At 67.3% G+C, this 13,245-nt stretch carries 16 protein-coding genes and 1 pseudogene; 6 read left to right on the forward strand and 11 right to left on the reverse strand.

Annotation, left to right across the window (positions count from 1 at the left end; translation table 11 throughout):
• Positions 1-71: 71 nt before the first annotated feature.
• From surE to H0X95_RS23300, 3 genes are all read right to left on the reverse strand, one after another.
• Positions 72-851, reverse strand: coding sequence for a 5'/3'-nucleotidase SurE (gene surE, locus H0X95_RS23290; RefSeq protein WP_034202881.1), 780 nt, complete (start codon positions 849-851; stop codon positions 72-74).
• Between the two features lie 189 nt (positions 852-1,040).
• Positions 1,041-1,349 carry an AzlD family protein gene (locus H0X95_RS23295; protein WP_006486305.1) on the reverse strand — a complete coding sequence of 103 codons (309 nt, stop codon included), beginning with the start codon at positions 1,347-1,349 and terminating at the stop codon, positions 1,041-1,043.
• Complete coding sequence (locus H0X95_RS23300) at positions 1,342-2,076, reverse strand: AzlC family ABC transporter permease (RefSeq protein ID WP_034202880.1); 735 nt, start codon at positions 2,074-2,076, stop codon at positions 1,342-1,344. Before H0X95_RS23300 ends, H0X95_RS23295 begins: the two co-directional genes overlap by 8 nt.
• 125 nt (positions 2,077-2,201) lie before the next feature.
• Here H0X95_RS23300 and H0X95_RS23305 point away from each other — a divergent pair, with 125 nt between their 5' ends.
• From H0X95_RS23305 to H0X95_RS23315, 3 genes and pseudogenes are all read left to right on the forward strand, one after another.
• Positions 2,202-2,660, forward strand: coding sequence for an Lrp/AsnC family transcriptional regulator (locus tag H0X95_RS23305; RefSeq protein ID WP_006486309.1), 459 nt, complete (start codon positions 2,202-2,204; stop codon positions 2,658-2,660).
• Positions 2,661-2,885: 225 nt separating this feature from the next.
• Positions 2,886-3,455, forward strand: a complete 570-nt coding sequence (locus H0X95_RS23310) for a hypothetical protein (protein ID WP_006486306.1) — start codon at positions 2,886-2,888, stop codon at positions 3,453-3,455.
• Between the two features lie 61 nt (positions 3,456-3,516).
• Positions 3,517-3,825, forward strand: a pseudogene (locus H0X95_RS23315) (YiiX/YebB-like N1pC/P60 family cysteine hydrolase); the annotation flags it as partial.
• A gap of 54 nt (positions 3,826-3,879) precedes the next feature.
• Here H0X95_RS23315 and H0X95_RS23320 read toward each other — a convergent pair.
• The 5 genes from H0X95_RS23320 to H0X95_RS23340 form a co-directional block, all read right to left on the reverse strand.
• Positions 3,880-4,512, reverse strand: a complete 633-nt coding sequence (locus H0X95_RS23320; protein WP_059720982.1) for a LysE family translocator — start codon at positions 4,510-4,512, stop codon at positions 3,880-3,882.
• Between the two features lie 141 nt (positions 4,513-4,653).
• The gene (locus tag H0X95_RS23325) at positions 4,654-5,523 is read right to left on the reverse strand and encodes a PASTA domain-containing protein (protein WP_059720981.1); all 870 of its coding nucleotides are present in this window, start codon (positions 5,521-5,523) and stop codon (positions 4,654-4,656) included.
• Positions 5,524-5,629: 106 nt separating this feature from the next.
• Positions 5,630-5,962 carry a DUF2322 family protein gene (locus H0X95_RS23330; protein ID WP_059720980.1) on the reverse strand — a complete coding sequence of 111 codons (333 nt, stop codon included), beginning with the start codon at positions 5,960-5,962 and terminating at the stop codon, positions 5,630-5,632.
• Positions 5,963-6,015: 53 nt separating this feature from the next.
• Complete coding sequence (locus H0X95_RS23335) at positions 6,016-7,449, reverse strand: MFS transporter (RefSeq protein ID WP_058902656.1); 1,434 nt, start codon at positions 7,447-7,449, stop codon at positions 6,016-6,018.
• 22 nt (positions 7,450-7,471) lie between these two features.
• On the reverse strand, positions 7,472-8,173 hold the full coding sequence (locus H0X95_RS23340; protein WP_027812970.1) for a flavin reductase family protein: 702 nt from the start codon (positions 8,171-8,173) through the stop codon (positions 7,472-7,474).
• Between the two features lie 211 nt (positions 8,174-8,384).
• Between H0X95_RS23340 and H0X95_RS23345 the strand changes: the two genes are divergently transcribed.
• Together H0X95_RS23345 and H0X95_RS23350 are read left to right on the forward strand one after the other, a co-directional pair.
• Positions 8,385-8,711 carry a thioredoxin family protein gene (locus H0X95_RS23345; RefSeq protein ID WP_006485487.1) on the forward strand — a complete coding sequence of 109 codons (327 nt, stop codon included), beginning with the start codon at positions 8,385-8,387 and terminating at the stop codon, positions 8,709-8,711.
• Positions 8,712-8,721: 10 nt separating this feature from the next.
• Positions 8,722-9,141, forward strand: coding sequence for a secondary thiamine-phosphate synthase enzyme YjbQ (locus tag H0X95_RS23350; RefSeq protein WP_012493085.1), 420 nt, complete (start codon positions 8,722-8,724; stop codon positions 9,139-9,141).
• Positions 9,142-9,293: 152 nt separating this feature from the next.
• Here the strand turns inward: H0X95_RS23350 and atsR are convergent, their stop codons facing one another.
• The 3 genes from atsR to H0X95_RS23365 all read right to left on the reverse strand — a co-directional run bounded on the left by atsR (position 9,294) and on the right by H0X95_RS23365 (position 12,563).
• Positions 9,294-11,114 (reverse strand): hybrid sensor histidine kinase/response regulator AtsR, encoded by a 1,821-nt coding sequence (atsR, locus tag H0X95_RS23355; protein WP_059720979.1) that lies wholly within the window; start codon positions 11,112-11,114, stop codon positions 9,294-9,296.
• A 1-nt stretch (position 11,115) separates the two neighbouring features.
• On the reverse strand, positions 11,116-11,619 hold the full coding sequence (locus H0X95_RS23360; RefSeq protein ID WP_006485477.1) for a molybdopterin-dependent oxidoreductase: 504 nt from the start codon (positions 11,617-11,619) through the stop codon (positions 11,116-11,118).
• Positions 11,620-11,687: 68 nt separating this feature from the next.
• On the reverse strand, positions 11,688-12,563 hold the full coding sequence (locus H0X95_RS23365) for a response regulator (protein WP_006485493.1): 876 nt from the start codon (positions 12,561-12,563) through the stop codon (positions 11,688-11,690).
• A 364-nt stretch (positions 12,564-12,927) separates the two neighbouring features.
• Between H0X95_RS23365 and H0X95_RS23370 the strand changes: the two genes are divergently transcribed.
• Positions 12,928-13,245 (forward strand): SEL1-like repeat protein (locus tag H0X95_RS23370; RefSeq protein WP_163124159.1); only part of this gene is annotated, 318 nt, incomplete at its 3' end.

A 13,245-nucleotide genomic window follows, 5' to 3' on the forward strand; every position in this document is an offset into this window, starting at 1 on the left:
GGCTGACGCGGTGAACCGGCGGCGCGGGCATCGTATGCGCCACCGCCGGGTCCGTTCGAACGCGCGATCGATCAGCCGAGGTTCGACCGCAGCCGTGCGAGCGCCTGATCGTGCGTGCGCTCGAACTTCAGCGGCGTGACCGCGATGTACCCTTCGCCCAGCGCGACCGTTTCCGAATCCGCATCGTCGTCGCGCGGCGCGCGCGCGAGCTTCAGCCAGTGATAATCGATCTCGCGCGGGTCGCGTCCCGACACGATCTCGACGCCCTGCAGCGTGCCGGCGCCCTGGTTCGTCACCTTCAGGCCGCGTACGTCGTCGGCCGGCCGCGGCGGGAAATTCACGTTGAGGCACGCGTCGCTGTCCCAGCCGGCGGCGACGAGCCGGCGGATGACGTCCGGCGCATGCGCGAGCGCGGTGCCCCACGGCACCGCATTGCGATCGGTGAAGGCCTGGCTCAACGCGATGGCCGGCACGCCGACCAGCATGCTCGTCATCGCCGCGCCGACCGTGCCGGAAAACACCGTTTCGGTGCCGAGGTTCGCGCCGCGATTCACGCCGGACAGCACGACGTCGGGTCGCGCGCCCTTCATCAGGTGGCTGACCGCGATCGCGACGCAGTCGCCGGGCGTGCCGCGCACCGCGAAGCGGCGCTCGCCCTTGCGATGCACGCGCAGCGGTTCGTGCAGGCTCAGCGAATGCGACGTGCCGCTCTGGTCTTCGGCTGGAGCTACGATCCACACTTCGCGGGCGAGTTGCGTGGCGACCTGTTCGAGTATGTCGAGGCCGGGCGCGTCGAATCCGTCGTCGTTGGTGAGCAGGACACGGTCGAACAGCGGGCGGGTTGCTTGCATCGGGGCGATCCTCGCGAAGGGCAATCAGAGGGGAAGTGCGGCGTGGCGCAAGCCACAAGGCTAGCACTCCCACGCGAGGATCGTCGTGTCGCGCGCATGACGCCGGCGGGCGTGGACGTGAAAACGGGCGCATCGCGCGCCCGTTCGTCGTGTCGTGGAATGCGGTGCCGGGGTGGCCGGCGGCACCGCTCAACCGAGCAGGTAGCGCAGCAGGCCTGCCGACACGACGCCGACGATGACGGTCGGCAGGATCGACAGGCGCGTCGCCGCAAGCAGCGTGAGTGCAAGCGCGAGCAGGTCAGCCGGGCGCGTCGACACGAAGGCCGGCGCGATCACCGAGATCAGCACGCAGCCGGGCACGTTCTCCATCACCGACGCCATCCGCGGGCTCAGCGTGCGGTTGCGCAGCAGCACGTAGCCGAGAATGCGCGACAGGTAGGTGGTCGACGCCATCAGCACGATCGTCGCGACCGTGCCGAAATCCGGAAGCTCAGGCATCGCGCGGCTCCCACAGCAGCGCGGCGATCAGCCCCGCGCAGGCGCCGGCCGCGACGTACCACGCACCGGGCAGCGCGAGATGGGTGGCCGCCGCGACGACGAGGCTCACGAACCACGGACGGCTCGCACGCACGCCTTTCCACATGCCGCGCAGCAGCACCAGAAACACGGCCGTGAACGCCATGTCGAAGCCGTACTGTTCGACGTTGCCGATCGTCGGGCCGACCGCCGCGCCGAGCGTCGTCATCGAGATCCACGTCAGATAGAGCCCCATGCAGATGCCCGCGTAATAGGGCACGCTGATGTGCGTGGCCGAGCGCTCGCGTGCATCGGCGAGCGACATCGCCCAGCTCTCGTCGCACATGAAGAACAGCGCGACGAACGCGCGGCGGCGCGGCAGGCGCCGGATATACGGCTCGAACGCGGCGCCCATCAGGATGTGGCGCGAGTTCACGAGGAACGACATCGCGACGATCAGCGCGATGTGCGGTGGCGACGTCCACAGATGGATCGCCGCGAATTCGGAGCCGCCGCCGAAGTTCAGGCCCGTCATCATCGGCACCTCGAACAGGCTCAGTCCTTTCTGCGCGGCCTGCGCGCCCAGCACCAGCGCGAACGGCACGAAACCGAGCATGACGGGCAGCGCCGTGCGCAAACCGCGGCCCATCTCGGCGACATAGGCGGGCTTGTCGCGAAGCCCGGACGACGTTGAAACGCTACTGCTCATCACTCCTCCTTCGGGGGAGGAATTGTCTGCTTTTTTGACTCGAATCGGGTTGCGTTGTCGCCAGATTTTTCTCAGAATTTGGCATTGAACGCGTGATACACGAATTTTTTGGAATCGGATGCCAAATGAAACTTGACGCTATCGACCGCCGGATCCTGAGCGCGCTGCAGCGCGACGGCCGTATGCAGAACGTGGAGCTCGCGCACGAGGTGGGGCTGTCGCCGTCGCCGTGCCTGCGGCGCGTACGGCTGCTCGAGGAAGCCGGCGTGATCGAGAAGTACGTGGCCGTGCTGAACCCGGCGAAGGTCGGCAAGGGGCTGACGATCTTCACGCGCGTGTGGCTGAAGGGGCAGGACGCGGAATCGGTGAACCGTTTCGCCGAGGCCGTCCAGCAGATGCCAGAAGTCGTCGAATGCCACCTGATGGCCGGCGACTGCGATTTCCTGCTGCGCGTCGTCGCGGCCGACATCGACGATTACCGGCGCTTCCAGATGGAATACCTGACGCGCATCCCCGGCGTGCTCAGCGTGAAGACCGACATTCCGATGCAGAAGGTCAAGCTCACCTCGGCGCTACCGACCTAGCGCGAAGCGGGCGCGCGGTGGCGCGTCGACGCGCGGTCATCGCGCGGTGACAATCGCCCGATACACTGACGGGGTGAGTCGCGTCGCACGGAGTGCCGGTGCGCTCGCGTACTGTTCGATGTGCAAGCAACTAACGGTCAATGCCGACGCGATCGGCCCAGCGGCGCTGCGTGGCGCGCCGGGCCGCGCGTCGCAGAGGATGCGTTTCTTCCTGTCGAGCCCTACATGCAGCCATTCAATACGCCGTGGAATTCGCTGGAAATCGTCAAGCTCGCGCTCGGCGTGCTGACGCCGTTGTCGGTCGCCTGTCTCGGCTGGCTCGTCGCGCGCCGACTGAAGCGGCTCGAGCTCGTGCAGTGGACCAATCAGCGGCTGATCGAGAAGCGGCTCTCGCTGTACGACACGGTCGCGCCGCAGCTCAATGCGCTGCTGTGCTTCTACACGTGGATCGGTTACTGGAAGGACATCTCGCCGGACGACGTGATCCGCGCGAAGCGTGACCTCGACCGCACGTTCCACATCTACCGCTACCTGTTCGACGACGACGTGTACGACGCGTATCACACGTTCATCCACGCGTTGTTCGAGATGCATACGGGGCCCGGCCGCGACGCGCGGATCCGCTCGCTGATCCAGGCGCCCGACGGCGACCGCAGCGTGCACGGTTCGTATCAATGGAAGCCGGCGTGGTCCGAGCGTTTCTCGACCGCGAATGTCGTGTCGAAGGACGACGTGCTGCGGCATTACACGCGGTTGATGGAGCGGCTGCGCGTGGCGCTGGGTGCGACGCGCTGAAGGGTGCTGGGTTCGGGCGCTTCGCGTGTCACGCCGGTATCGAAATCCGCCACCCGGCGGCGCCGCGGCGACGCGCCGGATCGGTGTGCTCTACGACACGGGTTTCAATCTCGCGTCGAGCCGGCAGTTCTGCTCACGTTTCGTGCGCGAGGTCGTGTGCGAGGCGACGCGGATCGTGCTCGGCGACGTCGAGACCTTCTACACGCTGCTGCACCGGAATCCCGATCATCCGCTCGGCTTCTGGAGGATCTGGTATTTCGGCCGGATTGCGTGGCACCGCCGCACGGTGACGCCGGCAAGCATCCTCGATAGCGGTGCGTTGCGCGTGGTGATGGACACGCGTGATTCGGGTACCGGTCGCGACGACTGACGCCCTCGTGTGTCGTCGGGGCGCGCACGGTTCCGTTCGCGCTGCTGGCTGCCCTCAGTGCCGTCCCGCTATCGCGAGCCGCGCCGCCAGCCCCACGAACACCGACCCCAGCAGATACTGCGGTACTTTCGACGGCCGGCGGCGCGCGCCGATCCGCTGGCTCAGCCGGCTCGCGGACAGAATCACCGCGCCGTTCACGACGATCCCGATCAGGTTGAGCACCGTCGCGAGCACGAGAATCTGCACGGCGATCGAGCCGTGCTCGGGCCGCACGAACTGCGGGAACAGCGCGAGCACGAACAGCGCCATCTTCGGGTTCAGCAGGTTCGTCGTCAGCCCTTGGCGAAAGATCGTCGCGGTCGAATGGCGACGTGGCGACGCGACGGGCGACAACGCGGCCGCACTCGAACGGAAGGTTTTCCACGCGAGATACAGCAGATACGCGGCGCCTGCGAAGCGCACCGCGTCATAGGCGAGCGGCACCGCAACGAACAGCTGCGACAGACCGAACGCGGCCGCGAGCGCGTGGCAGTAGGTGCCGGCCTGGATGCCCGCGAGCGTCGCGAAGCCGGCGCGTCGCCCCTGGCTCACACTGCGGGACGCGATCAGCAACATGTCGGGGCCCGGCGTAATGGTCAGCGCGAGACACGCGCCGGAGAACAGCGCGAGCGTGGAGAAGCCGATCATGGCAGTCCCTTTTGCGGGTGCGGCGTAAAAGGGAATCCAGTTTAGGAGGGCGGGCGAAGCCGGTCAATCGAGCGAACGGACGATGGCCTGGCGGCACGGATCGCATGACGCATGCATCGCGCATGCGCCCCTGCACGCCGTTCACTGCTTGCGACAGGCAACCTGATAGTCGATCACGGTGTTCTCGGAAGGCCGGTCCGGCTTGCCGCCCACCGTCGTCACGCCGAGCACGCCGGCCGCATTCCGGTAGCGCAGCGCGCAATACCCGATGCCGGTGCCCGAGCACGCTTCGGCTTCGATAATGCCGTGCTTCGCGAGCGTTGCAGCCCCGTCCATCGCGTCCGGCTTCTCGCGCGGCCGCAGCGGTTGCCAGCCATGCGCGATCAGTATCTTGCGGGCCGCGTCGAGCGGCTTGCCGTATACGTTCGGCACGACCGCGCGGCCGCTGCAGTGCGTGCTTTCGGCGGCGACGCGGGTCAGCCGCAGGCCGCCGTTTTCCTCGTGCAGCTCGCCGACGGGCGCTCCGGGGCCGTCGCCGCCCCAGACGAGCAGTGCACCATTCTCCAGACGATCGACCGAGCCGAGCTGCCAGCCTGCCTTGCGCGCCGTGTAGCCCAGCGCGACGAGCGTCGCGCCCTCGAATACGCCGAGGTTGCCGTTGCGCGCGAAACAGATTGCGCTCGTGCCGGCGTTGAATCCGCTCGCGAAGCTCACGACCGTGTAGCGCCCAAGCGGTGCCTCGGATGTCACGATCCAGTCGCGCTTCGCGACTTCGCGGCCGGCCGCCGTGGTCGGCTTCGCGCGATATTGCGTGCAGAACGGATCGAGCGAACCTCTTTCAGGCGAGTGCGGCAGCGTGCCGAGCGGCACGAGCGACGCTCCGACGATATCGGAGGCCGTGCGCAGCGGCTTGGCCGATGCCGTGCCGCCGAACGTGGCGCCGGCAAGTACCGCGATCGAAACGATCGACGCCAGATGCCGGGTGAGCGGCGAGGCAACGGAAGGAAGCACGCTGGTTGTCTCCGGGGAAAGTGGGACGGGCGCGGCAAGCGCTTTTTCGCCCGTCCGTCACGGTCGCGCGCGCCGCCTGGCGGCACGCGTACGTGTCGCCGCCGACTCAGTCCTTCGCGACGACGTCGATGCGCAGTGCGTCGCCGCCGGCCACGATCGCCAGCAGACGATCGACGTTCGGGTGCGCGCCCGGACGATTGCGCGCGTCGGCCGTATGCTCGGCGAACACCGCGAGGCCGTGCTCGGCCGCTTTCGCGTCGAGCGTGCCGAACGCCTGCTTCAGATAGTGGTACACCGCGAGCGAGCCCTGCTTGCCTGGCTGGTTCTCGATGGTCGCGACCACGTCGCCGTTCGCGCCGACGAGATCGATGCGCGCGATGCCGTCGATGGCCGGCAGTTGCGCGAGGTTGTCCTTGAATATTGGGGTCGGTTGAATCACTGAAAACACTCCGTCGGTTCGGTCATGGGCCAAGGTGCGTGGCCGGCCGTATCTTATCCGATCGGCCTCGGTGCGCCGGCCCGCGTGCCGGTGCCGGCCGTGCGCCACGCGAGCGCCGCGCCCGCGAGCTGCAGCGCGCTGCCCGTCAGCATCGCGACCCGCAGCCCCGACGCGCCGCCGCCGCACGCATCGTACAGCGCGCCCAGCAGCGCGACGCCGAAGACCGCGCCGATCATCCGCGTCACGTTCATCAGCGATGCCGCGGTGCCGGCGCGCGCGGCGTCGACTGCGCCGACGGCCGTCGCGGCCAGCGAGCCGACCGCGAGGCCGAGGCCCGTGCCGGTCAGCGCGAGCCCCGCCTCGGCCCACGCGAGCATCGGCGCGTGCGGATTCGTCGACCCGGCCGCGCCGATGCCGATCGCGGCGAGCCCGAGCCCCATCAGCGCGACGCCGCCCGCGCCGGCCGTGCGTGCGCCGACGCGGGCCGCAACGGCACCGGAGCCGAACGACACGAGCGCGAACGGCACCGACATCGGCAGCAGTGCGAGGCTGGCGCCGCTGGCGTCGAGCACGTGGTGGCTTTGCCATGCGAGCGGGAGCACGAACAGCATCCCGTAGCCGCCGAACGTCATGGCGCCGTTGCCGACCAGCATCCCGCGGAACGCGCGATTCGCGAACAGGTCGAGCGGCACGAGCGCGGCCGTGCCGAGCCGCCGTTCGATCCGCACGAACAGCGCGATCGCGGCCGCGCCGGTCCCGATTAGCAGCGCCGCGCGCTGCGGGTCGTGGCGCGCGTCGATCGTCGCGAATACGACGCAGCCGATCGCGATCGCACCGAGCACCTGCGCGGCCGGATCGAAGCGCCGGCCCCGCGGATCGGCCGATTCCGGCACGACGGCGCTGGCGAGTGCGATCGCGGCGATGCCGAACGGAATCACGACGCCGAAGATGCTGCGCCAGCCGAACGCGTGGATCAGCACGCCTCCGAGCGTCGGGCCGACGATCATCGCGATGCCGCCGCACGCGGCCCAGATGCCGAGCGCGCGTGCGCGTTCGGCCGGATCGCGCCAGAGCACGCGGACGATCGCGAGCGACGCGGGGATCAGCAGCGCGGCGCCCGCGCCGGCGAGCGCGCGGCCCGCGATCAGCACGCCCAGCGTCGGCGCGAGCGCGCACACGACCGACGCGCCGCTCAACACCGTCGCGCCGAGCACGAATGCACGCCGCCGACCGTACAGGTCGCCGATCAGGCCGCCCGTGAGCAGCAGCACCGCATACGCGAGGTTGTACGCGTCGATCACCCACTGCAGCGCGCTGACGCGGGCGCCGAACGCGGTGCCGATCGGTTCGGTCGCGAGATTGACGATCGCCGTGTCGATCTGCGCGATCAGCACGGCGATGCACAGCGCCGGCAGCACGAGGCGATGCCGGGCCGGCGCGGCGACATCGGCCGCACGGGTGGCAGCAGGGCGGCGTATCGGATTCACAGGCGTTCTCCCGCGCGCTTCATTACCGTGCGCTACCGGCCAGCGTGCCCGCGTCGCGCGAACGCTCGATGTCGGGGCTGCGATACGCGCGTTCGGGAATCTCGGCGAGCCGCGACGGATGCACCTGCCGCGGCGCCAGCCCGTAGAACTTCTGGAAGCTCATGATCAGCGGCGACCACTTGTCCGGATCGATGCGGTCCGGATGACCGTCCATCAGCAGGTCGGGATGCACGTGCACGCGCTGGATGCGCAGCTCGAACACGCGGATGCGGCCGCGCAGGTCGGGCGTGTCGTCGCCGATTCCGTAGGTGGCCGCGACGACCGCCTCCATGTGCACCGGGCATTCGAGCGCGCGCGGCGGCGTGACGGTTTGCGATGCCGCTTCGGTCAGCCCGGCCGTGCCGAACTTGTCCGGTTCGAATACGTAGCCCTTCGCGCGTTTGCCGTCGGGTACCGGGTACGTGCCCGTCGTGCGCGCGATCCGGTCGACCGCGTCCGCCTGCGCCGACGACGGCAGGTTCAGCACGCATTCGCCGGTGCGCAGCAGGTTGCGGGTGGTCTGCGAACTGGCAGCGATGCCGATCACGCCGCGCCAGCCGAGCCAGAACGCGGACGAGATCGGCGCGAGATTGGCCGTGCCGTTTTCGTTCAGCGTGCTGACCAGCACGACGGGCGTGCCGAAGTAGAGGATGTTCGGTTCGGTGACGCAATGCGGTGCATTCATGGTCGAGGCCTTTGTTGACGGGATCGGTTCCCATGCTGATCCCGTCGCGGCGATGCGGCGCTCCGAATCTTGTCGTGTCATTCCGGACGATGCGCGCGGACCGCGCCGGCAGCGCGCGGGCTTTTCCGCTACAGTAAGAAATCGAAGGCCGCACCCGCCCGCATCGCGCCGGCGCGTGCAGTCACGTTCCGCCAACGCACACGAGGGCCTGATGGACACCGAGCAACGCTACACCGCCAACGCGCCGACCCGCGCGGAAGTCGACGCACTGGGCGGCGCAACCGTCATCGAATTCGGCGCGAACTGGTGCGGGATCTGCGCAGGCGCGCAGCCCGCGATCACGGCGTCGTTCTCCGCGCATCCTGCCGTGCGGCACTTGAAGATCGAGGACGGCCCCGGCCGTCCGCTCGGCCGCTCGTTCGGCGTGAAGCTGTGGCCGACGCTGGTGTTCCTGCGCGACGGGGTCGAAGTCGCACGCGTCGTGCGCCCCGCCGACGCGAAACAGATCGAAGCCGACGGCTTCGCCGCGCTGGCCTGAGGTCATGGCGATGCAACAGGCCATCACGCACGTCGGCGTCGACACGCGCGGCGGCGGCCTCGTCGAAATTACGCCGCAGGTGCGCGCGTTCGTCGACCAGCAGGCGATCCGAACCGGCCTGCTCACGGTGTTCTGCCGCCATACGTCGGCGTCGCTGCTGATCCAGGAGAACGCGGATCCGTCGGTGCAGCGCGATATCGAACGCTATTTCGCGACGCTCGCGCCCGAGGACGACACGCGCTACGAGCACGACACCGAAGGCGCCGACGACATGCCCGCGCATCTGCGCACGGCGCTCACGCAGGTGCAACTATCGATCCCGGTCGAGCACGGACGCATGGTGCTCGGCACGTGGCAGGGGATCTATCTGTTCGAGCATCGTCGCGCGGCGCACCGGCGCGATATCGTGCTGCATCTGCTCGGCGAGTAGGCGAGTAGGCGAGTAGGCGAGTAGGCGAGTAGGCGAGTAGGCGAGTAGGCGAGTAGGCGAGTAGGCGAGTAGGCGAGTAGGCGAGTAGGCGAGTAGGCGAGTAGGCGAATCGCCGGGCAACGGGCACGCGTGATGCCGCGCCGGCGCGCGGCTCAGGCGAGCAGTGTCTCGACGAGCGCGCCGAGCTCGCGCAGGTGGACCGGCTTCGGCAGGAACGCGTCGAACACCCGCTGGTTCTCGCGCAGCGCCGCCGATTCATACGCGCTGACGCCGAGGATCGCCGGATGCCGACCGTTGTCGTCGGGTTCCGCCACCGCCCGAATACGCCGCGCCACGTCGAATCCGCTCAGGTCCGGCAGTTCGAGATCGAGCACGACGAGGTCGTAGCGGCCCGTGCCGAAGCGCGCGACGCCTTCCTGCCCGGTGCCGCACAGATCGGCGTCGACGCCGAGCGCCGAGAGCATCGCGCCGAGCGTTTCGCGCGCGTTGTCGTTGTCGTCGACCACCAGCGCGCGCCGGCCGTGGTACGCCAGCGCGGGCGGCGGCGCGGGCGCATCGCCGGCGGCAGTGCCGGCCGTATCGACGCCCGGCACTTCGACCGGCAGCGTCACGACGAACTCGCTGCCTTCGCCGACCACGCTGCGCACGTCCACATGCCCGCGTAGCGTCGTCACGATTTCGCGCACGACCGCGAGCCCCATGCCGATCCCGTCGACGTGCAGCCCGACCGCGTCGTTCGCGCGATAGAACGGCTCGAAGATCTTCGACAGATGTTGTTTCGCGATGCCGGCGCCGGTGTCGCGCACGGCGATCTTCAATTGCTGGCCGGCCGCCGCGTCGGCAAGCGTGATCGCGACCGTGATCGAGCCGCCGACAGTGTACTTGACCGAGTTCTCGATCAGATTCGACAGCACCTGTCGCAGCAGCTTGCGATCGGAGCGGATCGCGAGGCCGGGCGGCTCGACGAGCTGCGTGACCGCGATCCGTTTCGCGACGATCTTCTCGCGTAGCGGTTCGAGCGCTTCGGCGAGCAGCGGCGCGATGCCGACGGTCTCCAGTTCGGCGACGCGCTTCGTCGAGCGCAGCTTGATGTAGTCGGTGAGGTCCTTGACGAGCGCCTCCAGCGACAGCGCGGAGTTCTGCAGCCGCCGAATCGTCTTCAGGTTCGCGTCGGACTGCGAGCGCGCGAGCAGGATCTCGATCGATCCGCAGATCGCCTGCAGCGGCGTGCGCAGTTCGTGGCTGACCATCCCGAGGAACGCATTCTTCGCCTCGATCATCTCGAACGCGCGGTCTGACGCCTTGCGCTCCGCATCGAGCGCGGCGTTTTGCCGTTCGAGCAGGTCGTCGCGCGTGCGCATCGTATAGAGCAGCAGCAGGAACAGCGCGCACAGGAGCACACCGAGCACGATGCCGAGGATCAGGATCGCGCGCTGTTTGTCCTTCAGTTGATGGAACGTGAAATCGCGCTGAGCCATTTCGATCGCGCGGAAGTAGTTCGCGAGGCCGTTAACTTTCGGCCAATACGCATTGACTTCGTCGATCACCTGCCGCGCCTGCATCGGCGACTCGCGCAGCAGCGGCACCTCGCGCTTCAGGCGCGTCATGAATTCGCCCAGCGCGTCGATCTCGTTGCGCGCGCGCGGGATGCGCAGCCAGTATTGGGACACTTCCGACGGCCGCTGCAGGAACCCGAACGACACCGACAGGCTGTCGAGCTGCATCTGCACGTGATCGAAGTCGTCGTCCTCGCGCGTCGCGTAAAGAATCAGCTGACGATCGAAGCGCGTATAGACGTTTCGGTATTGCGCGGCGGTCCAGAACACGCCTTCGCGCGGCCCCTCGAGCACGCCCTCGTTGACCGAGGTGGCGAGGAGATCCCACAGCAGGAACGCCCACGCGGCGAACCCCATGATCCACAGCGAGCCGAGGACCAGGATGATTTTTCTATTTTTCCATCGCCGCCGCGTCATGTCACTTCACGGTCAGACCGATGATCTGCCACGCGAACTTGGCTTCGCCGAGCGGCGTCTTCAGCTCGTCGGGATACTGGTCTCGCGGATACATGATCCACAACGGGCCGTAGTTGTCGTTGCCGAGCACCTTGCCGTTCATCGTCCGCGCGAGGATCACGCCGTACTTGTCGGCGTCCGACACGGGAATCGTGAACGTGTATTCGTCGATGCAGCGAAATTCGATCTGCGTGCCGTGCGCGCCGACCGTCTTCAGCACGTCGGACAGGCGCGGGCCGGTGAAGGTCGCCTTCGGCGTCCAGCTCGTCGACGTGACGATCGTATGCTGCGGCAGCGCCATCAGCGCCTGCTCGGAAAAGACGTAGCTCATCTTCCCCTGCTGGTTGCTCTTGCTGATCTTGCCGTCGACGGTGAACGTGAACGACGACGCGGCCCATGCCGCAGTGGCCATCCCGAGCAGGCAGGTTGTCAGCAGGCTTTTGATCCAGATGGTTGAAATGCGCATGTTTTTCCCTCGGTCTTATGGTGCGTGTAGCGGGTTGTCGCGCCGGTCGCCGTTTCCGTGCTCGGTGCTCAGTTCGTCGCGGCCGCTGCCGCCGGCAGCGTGAGTTTCAGTTCGCGGGCGACTTCCGCGAACAGGATCGGCAGGCGCACGGGCTTTTCTTCGCAGCGCGCGTTGTAGTGCGACACGATGTGCGCAATCTCGTCCTCGCTCGCTTCGCCGGTCGAGATCTTGCCAGTCAGCAGGAAGATCGGCGCGCCGCTGTTCTCGCTCGAGCGGATGCCGCGCACGAGTTCGGCGGCCGTCTGGTCGCCGAGCATCCAGTCGAGGATGTAGCCATCGAAATCCTCGACCTCTAGCGCCTTGCGGAAGCTCGCACCGTCGAAGTACGGAATCGCGTTCACGCCTTTCTCGATGAAGTATTCACAGACCGTTTCGGCGACGTCGTGCGAATCGTCGACCACGGCGATGCGCGCCGCGTACACATTCGGCTGCGCCGAGCGCAGCTCGATCACGTCGACCGGATACGTGCGGCCCTCACGCGCATGCTCGCGTTCGGTGACGATCCATTCGCCCTGCCACTGCAGCGCGACGAAATCCGTTTCGATCTGGCTGGTCGCCTTCGTCGAGATCGCGGCGCGGCAGCGAAAGCGCTTCGACTCGATCACGAACGTCGCGTCGATCATCTCGGCCGCGGCCGGCTGCGTGCCCTTGTCGTCGAGCAGGATCGCGGGCGGCACGCCGAAGTGCGTCGCGATGTCCTGCAACTGCGACAGGTTCCACGGGATCAGGCCTTTCATCTTGCGCGTGACGACCGAGAAGCTCAGGCCGAGCACGTTCGCGATCGTCGTGTTGTGACTGCGCGGCGGAATGCCGTTCCGGTTCAGGAGATCGCGCACCTTGTTGGCGGTGATGAGATCGACGTTGGCCTGCTCGGTGGTGGACATCTCGATGGGGTCTCCAGGGGTTTTGGGCGAGGTAGAGCATATCAAAGCTGACGTGTCACGCAAACTTCAAACACGCTAAGGGCCTTGACATGCCGTTTTTCTCCATTATTATTGCTCACCACGTCACTATTGTTTGTTGCGTCATGTTTGGAGATCGATTCCGGCCCTGGTCGGACAGCGAAAAGCGGCAGCAATGAAGTAGTGATGGAACGATTCGAAGAGAGAACCTGAGAGAGCCTAGGACTGCGTGTCGGCGTTGGCGGATGGAATTGTATCCGCTGCGCCGCGCGCAACCGGGTACGAGCTCGCGGGGTGGGATAGCTCGAAGCATTGCGGCGCCGATAAAAATTTGAGGAAAGTACCCATGTATCGCCGTTTACTCGCACCGGGGCTGTTGTTGCTGTTGGCCGCGTGCGCGCAGGATCCGTCCGTCACCGGGAACACGGTACGGATCTGCGACGACACAGGTTGTTCCGATCGCCCTAAAGATCAGGTCTCCTATCAAAAAAGGGACGAGGCGGAAGACCGCGAAGAGCCGCGCATCGCCGCGCTCAGGCAGACCGCGAAGACCCAGCCGAAGGCCGCCTACGACCTCGGCCTGCGCTATTTCCGCGGCGACGGCGTGCGCCAGGACAGCTACCAGGCGCTCAAGTGGATGCGCGAGGCCGCCGAACGCGGCGAC

The organism is Burkholderia sp. 9779_493 (assembly GCF_015712215.1).
Classification (GTDB): Bacteria; Pseudomonadota; Gammaproteobacteria; order Burkholderiales; family Burkholderiaceae; genus Burkholderia; species Burkholderia cenocepacia.

Excerpts from the sequence above, each read along its gene's own strand:
- surE (WP_034202881.1), bottom strand. The coding sequence starts at position 851 with ATGCAAGCAACCCGCCCGCTGTTCGACCGTGTCCTGCTCACCAACGAC.
- H0X95_RS23295 (WP_006486305.1), bottom strand. The coding sequence starts at position 1,349 with ATGCCTGAGCTTCCGGATTTCGGCACGGTCGCGACGATCGTGCTGATG.
- H0X95_RS23300 (WP_034202880.1), bottom strand. The coding sequence starts at position 2,076 with ATGAGCAGTAGCGTTTCAACGTCGTCCGGGCTTCGCGACAAGCCCGCC.
- H0X95_RS23305 (WP_006486309.1), top strand. The coding sequence starts at position 2,202 with ATGAAACTTGACGCTATCGACCGCCGGATCCTGAGCGCGCTGCAGCGC.
- H0X95_RS23310 (WP_006486306.1), top strand. The coding sequence starts at position 2,886 with ATGCAGCCATTCAATACGCCGTGGAATTCGCTGGAAATCGTCAAGCTC.
- H0X95_RS23320 (WP_059720982.1), bottom strand. The coding sequence starts at position 4,512 with ATGATCGGCTTCTCCACGCTCGCGCTGTTCTCCGGCGCGTGTCTCGCG.
- H0X95_RS23340 (WP_027812970.1), bottom strand. The coding sequence starts at position 8,173 with ATGAATGCACCGCATTGCGTCACCGAACCGAACATCCTCTACTTCGGC.
- H0X95_RS23345 (WP_006485487.1), top strand. The coding sequence starts at position 8,385 with ATGGACACCGAGCAACGCTACACCGCCAACGCGCCGACCCGCGCGGAA.
- H0X95_RS23350 (WP_012493085.1), top strand. The coding sequence starts at position 8,722 with ATGCAACAGGCCATCACGCACGTCGGCGTCGACACGCGCGGCGGCGGC.
- atsR (WP_059720979.1), bottom strand. The coding sequence starts at position 11,114 with ATGACGCGGCGGCGATGGAAAAATAGAAAAATCATCCTGGTCCTCGGC.
- H0X95_RS23360 (WP_006485477.1), bottom strand. The coding sequence starts at position 11,619 with ATGCGCATTTCAACCATCTGGATCAAAAGCCTGCTGACAACCTGCCTG.
- H0X95_RS23365 (WP_006485493.1), bottom strand. The coding sequence starts at position 12,563 with ATGTCCACCACCGAGCAGGCCAACGTCGATCTCATCACCGCCAACAAG.